Raw genomic sequence first — 12,434 nt, forward strand, 5'->3', positions numbered from 1 at the left:
TTATACCAGCATACTTGCCGATTTCAAAACTTTAAATTGAGTAGTAATGTGATTGTGAGTACCGATAGTGGTTTGGGCAGAATATAACCGGGCTCCGTCATTATTTACCTGAAAAAAGGCAGCTAAGCAATTAGACAACTCTTTTGTTTCACAGAGAGCCTTCATTTCAAATTGATTCAGCGTACCCATCGCAACACCTTCTTTGTACAAGTTTATAATTACGTCTGAAGGTTTGTTTTTGTTAGCAGCCCAATAGATCCATATCGGTTCTGCAACTATATTATCTTCGGGAAAGTATACTAATTGCCCTTCACGAGGCTGATGCCCCTGACAGGCTACAATTTCCTTTTTTGCTTTTAACATACCCGGGTAGGCTTTGGCGGATCGGCGCCGGCAGAAGTCCTCCCAGTGCCTTTTTAAATCTGAGACAAAGCTATTATCGGTAAACAGACCGGCAGCATTACTCCCGAGGGCTACCCCTGCTGTTAGAATGGCCAGGTTACCTAAAAAACCTCTCCGGCTTGCTTGCAGTGCACTCACGTTTATTGTGGTTTAGTCATTATAAAGTCATCAATGGAAGTAAGAATGGTTTGGGCTTTTTCCTTTGAGGGCATTTTCGCCATGAAGGTAGAACTATTTTAACTAAAAATTAAACCTTGAGTAAACTTTTTCGAGCGAGGCTTGTTTTGCTTTTAACCATTTGTAATTATGAGCGCAGCACTAAAGGATCTTAAGATCTTCATGAAAATTGCTTTCCTGGAAGGCATTTCTTATCTGTTATTATTGTTAATAGCCATGCCTTTGAAATACCTGGCTGATATTCCGGAAGGTGTAAAATATATAGGCTGGGCGCATGGTGTTCTGTTTGTTCTTTTTTGCATCTACCTGCTGAAAGTATGGATTGGCTTAAAATGGAGCTTTGGTAAAGCTTTCTTAGCCTTCGTAGCATCGCTGCTTCCTTTCGGCACTTTTATTTTAGATGCCCGTTTAAAAAAGGAGTACCCACAGGTAAACGCGCAATAAGGCCGGTCTATACTTGATGTAGTAACCGGTTTGCCTCATTTAACAGACCCTGCCGGTCGGTATCGGTTCCTCCTCCGCTGTAAATATTCATATCTATAGTTGCCAGTAGTTGTAGCAACTCTGTTTGAAAGGTGGCAGGAAGATTATTGTTAACCATCGCCTCTTGCAAATACCCACTGCTATACCCGTTTTCCGGTAAGTTCCACCGCGCCTGCAGGTATCGTATTATACCCCGCTTCAATGATTCGCTAAAGCCACTTCCCGTTTCCCTCATTTTTTCGGTAGCTGGTTGCAGCGCTTCTTCTATTGAAATAGAGCTGTTAATAGCCGGCCTGTATTCAATGGCCGGCCCGGGCTTATCCGGGGCAGATTGAACCGGTTTTCTTTTATTCTTTGACCGACTACTCCATATAACGACAAAAACAACCAATACCAATAACGGTATACCTATCCAAAGGTATAAGGGGCGGCCATGCTCACTGGAAACGTCTACAATATTGCCTGTAGTGTTTCCCTCGCTCACCACACTCAGCTCGATTGGTATATTGGTAATCGTTTTATAACGGCCACCCTGTGCATCAAAAAATGAAAAACGGATAGAAGGGATGGTATATTTACCCGGCGCATTTATTGTAAAAGGGATAACAAATGATTTATAGCCGCTTCCATCCTGCTTCTGCGTTTTATCCTCATCCACTTTAGCCGCCAACACATCAGCCGCATCGGGCCACTTGATTTCGGGTTGTTCTATGTTGCTGAAATCTCCCCTGCCGGTAAGCATAATGGTTAATTGCGCCTGCTCTCCCGGCGCTAATAATTTTTTAGAAAGCTGTACATCCAATTTAAAGTCTCCTACCAAACCATTGGGCTGAGATGATGTACGGGGTTTCGCAGTTCCCGGCAAAGCGGTTACCAGCACTGTAATAGGCACTGACGATACGGGCAATGTAAAATAGCCATTATTCAGGGTATATCCTTCTTCTACACCATCCAGTATAGGATCTTCGTTGCCACGGCTATCTATCAGTTTCACCCGGTTTCTTACAGTCAGCGCACCCAGGGTCAATTTGCCGGCTCTTCTTGGCGTTAATTGAAGCTTCAGTAAAGTATGTACATCAAATCGTACGCCATCTACTGTTTCCCTGGACGCAATATGATCTGAGCTGCCTTTGAGATCTCTCACATCAAACCCATCAAAGTAAGGGTTCTTAATGATGTTCGATTCCGTCGCCAATGCGCTGTAGAGCTTATAGATTACAATGATCGGCTCTCCTACAAAGCAATCCGTATTGCTGGCCTCCACCTTTAAAAAGATATTACTCTTTAACCGGTCCTGTAGCGATACATATTCCTCATCCTGCGCATGGGCAACAGAAAAAAACAAGATCCATATAAAGAAAATAAGGTACTTCATCACCAAAATATTTTAATATTGAATGCGCTACAGGTCTCCCAGCTGAGGTCGTAACATAATATCTTCCACGCAGGCAGCAAACGAAAGTTTAGATGCTGCCCATATCATTTCTGCAACATCGGTGACTTCCATAATGCGCCTGGCGCTATTGTCAAATCCCTCCCAGGAGTCTGTTAATACAGCGCCGGGAAATACCGATGTTACTTTAATGCCTTCAGTCTTTAACTCTTCCCGGAGATTAGTGCTAAAACCATGCAGCGCATATTTACTAATGCTGTAAGCGCCTCCGTTAGGATAGGCTTTCAAAGATGCAATCGAACAGATATTAAAGATATGTCCTCTTTTTTCTTCTTTCATGGCTGGTAATAATGCCCGGGTTACATGGTAGGCGCTATACAGATTGGTGGCTATCTGTCTCTCCAATGCCCCATCTGCTTCATCGCCAATATTGCCGGGCTCAAAATTGCCGGTATTGTTTACTAATATTTGGGGAGTTGCATGTTGCAGGCACCAGGCTCCAAAAGCGGAGGCCTGTTCTTTTACAGATAAATCAAACGCTTTCGCCCTGATCTCGATGGTATCATATTTTGTCTGCAACTTTTCCATTGCCTTATATAAATTCATATCACTGCGCGAAGTAAGCAGGAGGTTGTATCCGTTTTGGGCAAATATTTCAGCAATGGCAAAGCCTATTCCCCTTGATGCTCCGGTAATTACTACAGTCTTCATAATATTATCTTTTCTTTATTTGCAATAAACATACCGCATAAAGTTCTGTATTTAAGTTTTAGTATTTTATTTTTACAGCTTATCGGGCCAAATACGATACACAATGAAGTATAAGCATTTATTTTTTGATCTGGATCATACACTTTGGGATTTTGACGCTAACGCTAAACTTACTTTGCTGGATCTTTATGAAACCCTTGAGCTGAAACGCAGGGGGGTAGACGATTTTGAATTGTTTTACCGCAATTACCTCGCGCACAATTTGAAGCTTTGGGCCCGGTACCGGAGCGGATTCATCAAACAGGCAGAACTGCGTGTAAAAAGAATGCGGTTAGCATTACTGGACTTCAAAATTGCCGATGAAGTACTTGCAGAGACCATGAGCGTGCGGTTTCTGGACATGCTGCCTACCCGCAACGTGTTATTTCCCTATGCAGCAGAAGTACTGGAATACCTGCATAATAAAAACTATAAGCTACACCTCATCACCAACGGTTTTGAAGAAGTGCAGCATCATAAGATCAATAACTCTAAGATCAATCATTACTTCGACCAGGTCATTACCTCAGAAGGCAGCAATAGCCTTAAACCCAATAAAGCAATATTTGATTACGCATTAAACGTATCCAAAGCCAGGCTTGAAGAAAGTATTATGCTGGGAGACGACCTGGAGGCGGATATTTTAGGTGCACATAAGGCAGGCATGGACCAGGTGTTTATCAACCATATTGATGCAGTGCATGAATTTAAGCCTACTTATATGGTGCGATCGCTAAAGGAGCTGGAGGCGATATTTTAAATTATAGTTTTAAACCAACTCTTAATCCCAGCATCATACTAATTGAAGCCATGCCTTTTGCAGGCTTTCTCCCCAGGAGATTGTCAATGCTGGCATCATGCGGAGTACTGGCTTTATATCCTTCAGGTATGAAGCTCTCCTTTTCGTATTCTTTTAAAGAAAATACACCACCGCCTAGCCCCGCCATACAGGTCGTAGAAGACCTTCCCCTTTTTAAAGCGCCCCTGGTAGCCGGCAAGCGCATTGGCACTTGCAAAGCTTCTGCGTACGCCGTAAGTATCGGTATAGCTATCACTATAATTATCGGTATGGCGGTAAAGCATCTCATCGCTGTATTGATATCGCCTGGCGTTAATACTAATCGCGGTATATAACCCTGTAAGCGGCTCTCGTTCTTCTCCCTGTTCTGTGCAGAAAATATCTTCGCAATACTATATTCGCTCTTAATCCCTTAGGCTGTATTACAGTCACAGTAGACCTTTTTAACAAATCGAAGGCCTGTATTCCTGCTTCCGCTGTGATACTGTAATGAGTTGAAATACTTCTTTCCACCGCAAATTGTAACGCAGGGAATGACGAAACTTCTATGGCCGACGTAACATTCCATTTCAATAAAGCATTGGATATATTGTTTTGAGCTTTAACCATACCGGTTAATATCACCATCGATGATATAAAAAGAGTTCTACGCATTTCTTATTCCGGTTAAATACAATACCCTACCCTGAGGTTAACAACCAAACTCGGTCTGAATCCGGAGTTTTCGGATAATCCTGATCCTGGATAAGCATCGTAAATATTGGGATGGCGGGGCCTATTCCTTTCAAACAGGTCGTTGTTAAATTCTCTATTTTCATTTACTACATTACGGTAAAAAAACCAAGTCCTAAAGAGCCATCTATAAAAACACGGGGGAAAACCTTTTTAGGCTTTGCGGAATTTAGAGGAATTTTCAGATTGAATTGTTTGCCGGCTATAAGGTGAAGTCGTGAAATAGATTTTATCACAATAAAATCGTCCCCGGCCATTTCTGCACAGCCTGTTTTGGCTTTACTCCTAAAAACGTGCAGACGGAGGCGTTCGCAACAATATGCGTGCACTGAAAGTAAACAAATAAAGTCAGAACAACTTCCCCTGTCCTTTACCCTTATCATTATCCGGCATCTGAGGAATGTGCAGGTTCAGATCCAGGATCTTATTCAGCTTTTCAATAAAATAGGCAGATAGCAGGGGAGAGGAGAGCTCTACATTCTGGTGTACGAAAAAGTATAGTTTTTTTAACCCTTCTTCCTGCCATTTTTTAATCCGCTTCAGCCAGTCGTCCAAACGCTTTTTATCAATGGCATCATCATTACAGCCTACAAAGCGAATGAAGGCCTCGGGGCTGGTTAGCCTCATATGTACCATATCTCTTCGTCCTGCTGTATCTACAATAATATTGGCCATTTTCTTTTTCTGCAGCAGATCGCAAAAGGCTGACCAGTGCAGGGGATCGGCAAACCAGTTCTCATTCCTGACTTCGACAGCCAATGGAATACCCTTTGGGAAGTGTTCAATGAAGTTAGTGAGCTTTTCAAACTCTTTAGGCGAAAATTTATCATGTAGCTGCAGGAAAGCCATCCCTAATTTTTCTTCGAAGTTGGCGATGGCATTACAAAAGGTTTCGGCAACCGGCAGGCTGTCAGGAGTGAGCCTTTTAACGTGACTGATTGAGTTGGTAAGCTTGGGGAAAAACTTAAACCCTTTAGGAGTTTTCTCCTTCCATTTGATAACCTGGTCTGCCGTAGGCATATTGTAAAAAGTAGCATTCAGCTCAATAGAGTTGAACTGTCCCGCATAATATTCCAGTTCATCCTTTACTCCTTTGGGATAAAAGCCTTTTAGATCTGTCTTGTTCCATTTGGCACACCCCACAGACACTTCAAAACCTTTGCCTTTGGCTTTAGATAATAGTTCAGTAGTAGCTGCTGGGTCTTTAGGCAGCTTGAAATTAATACCGCCGGGGTCGGCTACCTGTCCGAATTTCATACAACGTTTTATTTAATGTTTTTCACCTTCTCCCAAATTTCGGGAATACGTTTGATCCAGGCTACTTCTTTTAATTTTTCACGCGCCTCACCCACAGGGTATCCAAAGTATATTTTACCCCCGGCCAGAGATGACGGCACCCCGCTTTGGGCATTGACTACTGCACCTCGTCCAATAGTGAGTGTTTTACTAATGCCGACCTGACCCCAGAGAATTACTTCATCTTCAATCACCGCAGCGCCTGCAATACCTACCTGAGCAGCGAACAGGCAATTTTTACCGATTACCGTATCATGGCCTATATGCACCTGGTTGTCCATCTTGGTGCCTTCACCAATAATCGTATCACCGGTTACACCCCGGTCAACCGTACAACCGGCACCTATTTCAACACCATCTTTAATGACCACCCGCCCGCAACTCGTCATCTTTTTGTAGTGAATATCTCTATTGGTTTTCTTATTATAATAAAATGCATCACTACCAATAACAGTGCCGCTTTGTATTACCACATTATCTCCTATAACACAATGATCTAAAATGGTTACGTTGGGGAAGATCGTACAGTTCTTACCCACTGTTACATTGTTACCCAAATAAGCATTAGGCATTATAACCGAGCCTTCACCTACCACTGCCGATGCCGCCACTACATCCATGGAAGGCTGAAAAGGCCGGTAACGGGCTACTATTTTCAAATATGCTTCAAAAGGCTCGTCTGTAACCAATAAAGCTTTGCCTTTGGGAAAATCAGTTTCCTTATTTATAATAATAAAACTGGCGGACGAGTTAATGCATTTATCATAATACTTGGGATGGTCTACAAATACCAGGTCGCCTTCTTCTACTACATGGATTTCATTAATGCCTGTAGCACTGGCACCCTTATTACCTAAAAGTTTTGCATCAATAAGCGTGGCGATTTCCGTGAGAAGAACGGGATGATCAAACTTCATAAAAACATTTTATCAAACGTACATGAAATTATTGATCTGTAAGCATAGTTGTATCGCGACTGATTAGAACATACGAGCACAATACAACAGTAACAAGCATTCTCATCATGTATCTTCTTTATAAAACCAGATATTTTTTTGATTATAAAAGTATGTTACAGCCAACTGGACAAAGAGTATACGTATCACTCCTTACTCATGTATTGAAAGCATTCTTATCTAAAATGAATTGCCTGAAACCCTTTATTCATCATTGTTTGAGCGAATAGCTTCAGGCCGGATAAAAAAAGCAATTGCGGCTATGTCATTGATAAACGGCTTATAAATATTGTAATAGCCTATGGATATCCACAAGCAAAATTATTATTTGTTAATAAAATTTTTTGTAAATAATTTTTGTATCGTTGAAATAATATTTAATATTGTGTCAGGAAATTTATTTCCTGTACTTACTAACCCATCTATATAAAATATCCCTTCTTCATTTGAAGGGATTTTTTGTTTCAAGAACCTCAATCTCTTCCTCTTTACTTTTCTTATTTCATTAATGATAGTAACGCTTTTAAGATCAACCCTGGTTGGCTTAAAGGTTGGATGCCTGTGTTAGAGATGCCCGGGTTGCACCATTAAAAGCATGTGCCTCTTAATTTGTGATAACCCGTTGCAAACACAAAAAAATAAGCAAGTATAAAAATATACCCGGCAGCGGTTTGCAAATATTATCTTTACACAAAACAGGTATATGCTCAAATCAATGACAGGCTTTGGCAGGGCGGAAAAAATCATCGGCCGTAAAACTTTTTTGATTGATATAAAATCATTGAACGGAAAGCAGTTTGACTTATCGTTAAGACTGCCTGCTATAGTTAAGCCCTTTGAGTTTGATATACGCAAAGTGTTAGCTGAAGGACTGAACAGGGGTAGCGTAGATTGTACCATTAGCCTGAAAGATACAGGAGATGCCAAGCCTGTTGTTATCAATACCGATCTTGCCAAAGCTTATTACCATTCTTTGGTGAATCTTTCAAATGAACTGGGCATTGATACTTCCAATATCCTGAATGCTTTGATCAAACTACCGGAAGTTATTACCCCCAGCAGTGAATCATTGTCGGATGAAGACTGGGCACAGTTAAAACTGCTCATCGGAGAAGCCATTACTGATTTAAATAAGCACAGGGCCAATGAAGGCAATATCTTAAGAGAGGAATTAGAAAAACGTATTGACAATATTGCCCGCCTGCAAACAGAAATCAACCCTCTTGACACTTTAAGGCAGGAAACCATGCGTGAAGGCCTGGTTAAACTGCTGGAAGAAAAAGTAGGAAAAGATAATTATGATGTAAACCGCCTGGAGCAGGAGCTGATCTATTACATAGAGAAAATAGATATTACTGAAGAAATGGTAAGATTAGATAACCACTGCAATTACTTTAAGGAGATTCTCAACGAAGATGGAGACAGCAAAGGCAAAAAGCTTTCTTTCATTTTACAGGAAGTAGGTCGCGAGATAAACACTACCGGGTCCAAGGCTTATGATGCTGCTATACAAAAAATTGTGGTGATGATGAAAGATGAGCTGGAAAAAGCAAAGGAGCAGGTATTAAACGTATTGTAACTTACTTTTGCAGCAAAGATGTAAGAGTGCGTTACTTTGTAATTTTTATTTTCGTTATCTCGGTCGCGGTTTCCTGTAAACATATCGATGTATATGAGAAACACGTAGACCTGCCCCGGCATGAATGGAAAAAAAACCAGAATGCCGTAATCAGGTTTGATATTAAAGACAGTTCCAGCCATCAGCTATACCTTGTAGTAAGACATACGCAGGAATATCCTTTTAATAAACTTTTAGTGCGATTGCTCATACAGGACAGTGCGAAAAAAACTATTGGTTCCATGCACCTTAATGCGCCTTTAACCAATAGCAGCGGCAACTGGGCAGGCGCTTCAATGGATGATATTTACTATAGCAGGATTAAGATCAATCCCCCTGTTTTTCTGCGCCCGGGATCCTACCGATTTGTCTTGCAACATGCCATGAAAGAAGAAACGATTCCTTATATCTTAAATGTGGGTATAGCATTGAACCAATAGCTTCAAAGTATAATCGGCAGTTATGGAAGAAAAATTAAAAGCCCGTTTAAAAAGAACTACTGTAAAGTTCTGGATATTGCTGTTTTACATCGTAGCTGCATTAGTATGGTGGTTCATTTCTTTAGAAAGGCAAAGTAAAGAAATGTATAACTACCAGATCAACCACTTAAACACGACCATCGATAAAGAAAAAGACCCAGTCCAATACCAGGCCGAATTGAAAAAAACCAAGGAAGACTATCATAGCAACGCCATTAAATACGGAGGTGAGGGGATTGTGTTTTTAGGCCTGATTATTTTGGGAGCCACTTTTGTATACCGCTCTATGCGCCAGCAAAAGCAGATACAGGAGCAGCAACAGAATTTCATGATGGCGGTTACTCATGAACTGAAAACGCCCATTGCTATCGCCAAACTGAACCTTGAAACACTGATCAGGCATCAAAAGCTGGACGAGCAGAGGCAGAAGAAACTCATTCATGCTTCGCTGGAAGAAACCAAAAGACTCGATTTTTTAACCAACAATATATTAATGTCCTCTCAATTAGAGGGAAAATGGTATAAAATGAACAAGGAGGAGCTCGACTTCTCCAACCTGCTGGAAGCCCGGGTAGCTGAATTCACACAGCGATTTCCAGACCGAATGATATACAGCGACATTAAAGAAGGTATCGATATTGAAGGCGACCCGCTTTTACTGGAAATACTGGTCAATAACCTCCTGGAGAATGCGCTGAAATACTCTGAGAAAGACGAGTCCGTGAAAGTAACTTTAGTTAGAAACGAGGAGGATATTACCTTACAGGTAATTGACGAAGGACCCGGAATTGCAGCTGAAGAGCGGAAAAAGATTTTTTCGAAGTTTTACCGGATTGGCAACGAAGCCACCCGAAAAAAGAAAGGCACGGGCCTGGGTCTCTACCTCTGCCGTAAGATTGCAAAAGATCATAATGCAGACATTTTAATGACAAATAACAATGTAAAGGGAAGTATTTTTGCCGTTAGATTTTTTCTTTGATACGTTATAACTTGATGAACCTGTATTAGAATGGAAGAAAGAGCTGTAAATATACTATTGGTTGAAGATGAAGAGAGCCTTCATGAAACATTAAAGTTAAATCTTGAATTAGAGAACTACCAGGTTACATCGGCCTATGATGGCAATGAAGCAATAAAAGCCGTTAAAAACGAATATTTTGATCTGATCATACTGGATGTAATGCTACCGGAGGTAGATGGCATTGCAGTAGCCGAAACCATTCGCATCAGTAATAACGAAGTACCCATTTTAATGCTCAGCGCTAAAAATACCAGCGCCGACAAAGTATTAGGGTTAAAAAAAGGCGCTGATGATTATTTGACCAAGCCCTTTAACCTTGAAGAGCTTTTGATAAGGGTTCATAAGCTGATTGAAAAGAATTTAAAGCTACAGGATAAAAGTACCCTCGGCAACTCTTATACATTTGGGGGCAACGTGATCGATTTTAAGGCCCAGGAAGCCAGCACTAAATACGCAGGTAAAGTGCAGCTGAGTAAAAAAGAAGCGATGCTCCTGAAGCTGCTGATTGAAAATAAAAACGAAGTAGTTACCCGCGAGAAGATTCTTCAATATGTTTGGGGCTACAACGTTTACCCTACAACGAGAACCATTGACAACTTTATCCTGAACTTCAGGAAATATTTCGAAAAAGACAGCCGTAACCCTAAGTTCTTTCACTCGGTAAGAGGTGTTGGGTACAAGTATGCCGAATAAGAATCCGCTTAACTATACGACTTGCATCCCTAATTATATTTTCCTGGAGAATTCTGAAAAATGCTTCCTGTTTCGCGGTTGCATTTCGCTTTGTTTGTTCTTTTCATCGAGCATTTCAGGGTTGCTCGGGTATCCCCACGCAATCATACAAACTGGCTTTTCATCATCCGGTAAGGATAATGCCTCCTGCACTTTATCAGGGAAAAAGCCGCCCATTGGGTGTGGGTAAATATCCATAGATACCGCTTGTAAAAACATGCTGGCATTACTCATGCCCAGATCATGTTCTGCATGAACATTATCCTTACCATTTCTTGTAAACTTCTTGCGGGCAATCGCCACCATTAAGACTGCTGCATGTTTGGTCCAGCCCTGGTTGCCTTCCATCAGGCAGTTCCATAAAGTTTCAAAACCTGGTGTACCTTTCATCGCATATACATACTTCCACGGCTGTTCATTGCTTGAACTGGCAGCCCAGGATCCGGCCTCCAATATCGTATGTATGTCCGTTTCACTTACAGGCTGATCAGCGAAAGCACGGGGACTCCAACGCTGCTGTATGAGTTCCAGCACCGGGAATTCGGTTTGAGCTGTTTTTATATGATTTTTCATCTTGCTAATTTTCAACAATAATAGCAGCAAAAATTTCACCGTAATCAATTTTTTGTCATCCAACCATCATATGATCTTTTTATTGCAATTATTGATTAAATTGTATACAGTTTGCTTTGCTATCCGATCAGGATCATAACCTGAAACCGGATTTTTTTATTTAAACCAATTTATAATCACTCAAGTATCAGTTATGAAAAAACTTAACCTTGCTGTATTAACAGCGTTCGCCGTGCTATGCTTTACCGCCTGCCAGAAAAGTGACGGGATAGATTCAACACCTTTGGAAGAGCCAGAAGCTGAAGTTATGGCGATCTCACCGCGCTTCGCCAACCTGCATGTTTGCACAGAATTATATCCTGAGGGTACTGTTGCGCGAGGAGCTACCATAAAAACCAAGCAATGGCCCAATGGCACTACACTCACTGTTAGCCTTAACGGAGGTACCGCCTTTGTACGTAACAAGGTAATTGCCTTTGCCAAACAATGGGAGTCTTACGCAAATATTAAATTCAACTTTGTCACCAACGACCGGAAAGCAACGATCAGGGTTAGCTTCTCACCCGGAGGATCCTGGTCCTACATTGGCAACGATGCCAACTCCATAAAAGGAGGCAAAGCCACTATGAACTTTGGCTGGTTTGATAACACCACCCCCGACGAAGAGTTCAGCCGTACTACCATTCACGAATTTGGACATGCATTGGGAATGATTCACGAACACCAACATCCTTTGGCAGATATCCCCTGGGATAAACCTGCCGTATATGACTATTACAGGCAAACGCAGGGATGGACGACGCAACAGGTGGATGTTAATTTGTTTCAAAAATACTCCACATCTCAAACCAACTTCAGTGCTTACGACCAGGCGTCCATTATGCACTACCCGGTCGAAGAGCAATTAACTATTGGTAATTTTTCAGTGGGATGGAATACAGTACTATCGTCAACGGATAAATCTTTTATCGGTACGGTTTATCCAAAATAAAAATTAAAATAAATAGCACCTGGTCTAATTTC

The 12,434-nt window shown here is 41.4% G+C and carries 15 protein-coding genes; 7 read left to right on the top strand and 8 right to left on the bottom strand.

Features of this window, described 5'->3' with window-relative positions; genetic code table 11:
* Positions 1-540 carry a twin-arginine translocation signal domain-containing protein gene (locus tag U0035_RS12435; protein WP_162817794.1) on the bottom strand — a complete coding sequence of 180 codons (540 nt, stop codon included), beginning with the start codon at positions 538-540 and terminating at the stop codon, positions 1-3.
* 168 nt (positions 541-708) lie between these two features.
* Here U0035_RS12435 and U0035_RS12440 point away from each other — a divergent pair, with 168 nt between their 5' ends.
* Positions 709-1,023, top strand: a complete 315-nt coding sequence (locus tag U0035_RS12440) for a DUF3817 domain-containing protein (RefSeq protein ID WP_114790110.1) — start codon at positions 709-711, stop codon at positions 1,021-1,023.
* A gap of 7 nt (positions 1,024-1,030) precedes the next feature.
* Here U0035_RS12440 and U0035_RS12445 read toward each other — a convergent pair whose 3' ends face one another.
* A complete protein-coding gene (locus U0035_RS12445) occupies positions 1,031-2,437 on the bottom strand; it encodes a BatD family protein (protein WP_114790111.1) in 1,407 nt (468 codons plus the stop codon).
* Between the two features lie 27 nt (positions 2,438-2,464).
* Positions 2,465-3,166 (bottom strand): SDR family oxidoreductase, encoded by a 702-nt coding sequence (locus U0035_RS12450; RefSeq protein WP_114790112.1) that lies wholly within the window; start codon positions 3,164-3,166, stop codon positions 2,465-2,467.
* 103 nt (positions 3,167-3,269) lie between these two features.
* On the opposite strand from U0035_RS12450, the gene U0035_RS12455 reads away from it, so the two are divergent.
* Complete coding sequence (locus U0035_RS12455; protein WP_114790113.1) at positions 3,270-3,965, top strand: YjjG family noncanonical pyrimidine nucleotidase; 696 nt, start codon at positions 3,270-3,272, stop codon at positions 3,963-3,965.
* A gap of 1 nt (position 3,966) precedes the next feature.
* Here the strand turns inward: U0035_RS12455 and U0035_RS12460 are convergent, their stop codons facing one another.
* The 4 genes from U0035_RS12460 to U0035_RS12475 form a co-directional block, all read right to left on the bottom strand.
* Positions 3,967-4,293 (bottom strand): hypothetical protein, encoded by a 327-nt coding sequence (locus U0035_RS12460; RefSeq protein WP_114790114.1) that lies wholly within the window; start codon positions 4,291-4,293, stop codon positions 3,967-3,969.
* 29 nt (positions 4,294-4,322) lie between these two features.
* Positions 4,323-4,658: a hypothetical protein gene (locus tag U0035_RS12465; protein ID WP_162817795.1), complete on the bottom strand. Its 336-nt coding sequence runs from the start codon at positions 4,656-4,658 to the stop codon at positions 4,323-4,325.
* Positions 4,659-5,084: 426 nt separating this feature from the next.
* Entirely contained in the window at positions 5,085-5,993 is a 909-nt protein-coding gene (locus tag U0035_RS12470; RefSeq protein WP_114790116.1) for a DUF72 domain-containing protein, read from the bottom strand.
* A gap of 8 nt (positions 5,994-6,001) precedes the next feature.
* On the bottom strand, positions 6,002-6,949 hold the full coding sequence (locus U0035_RS12475; protein WP_114790117.1) for a UDP-3-O-(3-hydroxymyristoyl)glucosamine N-acyltransferase: 948 nt from the start codon (positions 6,947-6,949) through the stop codon (positions 6,002-6,004).
* Positions 6,950-7,691: 742 nt separating this feature from the next.
* Between U0035_RS12475 and U0035_RS12480 the strand changes: the two genes are divergently transcribed.
* Genes U0035_RS12480 through U0035_RS12495 form a run of 4 tightly spaced genes read left to right on the top strand, consistent with a single transcriptional unit; the run spans position 7,692 to position 10,799 of the window.
* Entirely contained in the window at positions 7,692-8,567 is an 876-nt protein-coding gene (locus U0035_RS12480) for a YicC/YloC family endoribonuclease (RefSeq protein ID WP_114790118.1), read from the top strand.
* A 26-nt stretch (positions 8,568-8,593) separates the two neighbouring features.
* The gene (locus U0035_RS12485; RefSeq protein WP_162817796.1) at positions 8,594-9,046 is read left to right on the top strand and encodes a gliding motility lipoprotein GldH; all 453 of its coding nucleotides are present in this window, start codon (positions 8,594-8,596) and stop codon (positions 9,044-9,046) included.
* A gap of 22 nt (positions 9,047-9,068) precedes the next feature.
* The gene (locus U0035_RS12490; RefSeq protein WP_114790120.1) at positions 9,069-10,064 is read left to right on the top strand and encodes a sensor histidine kinase; all 996 of its coding nucleotides are present in this window, start codon (positions 9,069-9,071) and stop codon (positions 10,062-10,064) included.
* Between the two features lie 30 nt (positions 10,065-10,094).
* On the top strand, positions 10,095-10,799 hold the full coding sequence (locus U0035_RS12495; protein ID WP_114790121.1) for a response regulator transcription factor: 705 nt from the start codon (positions 10,095-10,097) through the stop codon (positions 10,797-10,799).
* A gap of 33 nt (positions 10,800-10,832) precedes the next feature.
* Here U0035_RS12495 and U0035_RS12500 read toward each other — a convergent pair whose 3' ends face one another.
* Positions 10,833-11,411, bottom strand: coding sequence for a nitroreductase family protein (locus tag U0035_RS12500; RefSeq protein WP_162817797.1), 579 nt, complete (start codon positions 11,409-11,411; stop codon positions 10,833-10,835).
* Positions 11,412-11,604: 193 nt separating this feature from the next.
* On the opposite strand from U0035_RS12500, the gene U0035_RS12505 reads away from it, so the two are divergent.
* Positions 11,605-12,402 (top strand): M12 family metallopeptidase, encoded by a 798-nt coding sequence (locus U0035_RS12505; RefSeq protein WP_114790123.1) that lies wholly within the window; start codon positions 11,605-11,607, stop codon positions 12,400-12,402.
* The last annotated feature ends 32 nt before the right edge of the window (positions 12,403-12,434 follow it).

Source organism: Niabella yanshanensis (genome assembly GCF_034424215.1).
Lineage (GTDB): Bacteria > Bacteroidota > Bacteroidia > Chitinophagales > Chitinophagaceae > Niabella > Niabella yanshanensis.

Bases quoted from the DNA above. Each gene is read 5' to 3' on its own strand.
- U0035_RS12460 (WP_114790114.1), bottom strand. From the start codon at position 4,293: ATGAGATGCTTTACCGCCATACCGATAATTATAGTGATAGCTATACCG.
- U0035_RS12495 (WP_114790121.1), top strand. From the start codon at position 10,095: ATGGAAGAAAGAGCTGTAAATATACTATTGGTTGAAGATGAAGAGAGC.
- U0035_RS12470 (WP_114790116.1), bottom strand. From the start codon at position 5,993: ATGAAATTCGGACAGGTAGCCGACCCCGGCGGTATTAATTTCAAGCTG.
- U0035_RS12505 (WP_114790123.1), top strand. From the start codon at position 11,605: ATGAAAAAACTTAACCTTGCTGTATTAACAGCGTTCGCCGTGCTATGC.
- U0035_RS12500 (WP_162817797.1), bottom strand. From the start codon at position 11,411: ATGAAAAATCATATAAAAACAGCTCAAACCGAATTCCCGGTGCTGGAA.
- U0035_RS12455 (WP_114790113.1), top strand. From the start codon at position 3,270: ATGAAGTATAAGCATTTATTTTTTGATCTGGATCATACACTTTGGGAT.
- U0035_RS12440 (WP_114790110.1), top strand. From the start codon at position 709: ATGAGCGCAGCACTAAAGGATCTTAAGATCTTCATGAAAATTGCTTTC.
- U0035_RS12465 (WP_162817795.1), bottom strand. From the start codon at position 4,658: ATGCGTAGAACTCTTTTTATATCATCGATGGTGATATTAACCGGTATG.
- U0035_RS12475 (WP_114790117.1), bottom strand. From the start codon at position 6,949: ATGAAGTTTGATCATCCCGTTCTTCTCACGGAAATCGCCACGCTTATT.
- U0035_RS12445 (WP_114790111.1), bottom strand. From the start codon at position 2,437: ATGAAGTACCTTATTTTCTTTATATGGATCTTGTTTTTTTCTGTTGCC.
- U0035_RS12450 (WP_114790112.1), bottom strand. From the start codon at position 3,166: ATGAAGACTGTAGTAATTACCGGAGCATCAAGGGGAATAGGCTTTGCC.
- U0035_RS12490 (WP_114790120.1), top strand. From the start codon at position 9,069: ATGGAAGAAAAATTAAAAGCCCGTTTAAAAAGAACTACTGTAAAGTTC.
- U0035_RS12480 (WP_114790118.1), top strand. From the start codon at position 7,692: ATGCTCAAATCAATGACAGGCTTTGGCAGGGCGGAAAAAATCATCGGC.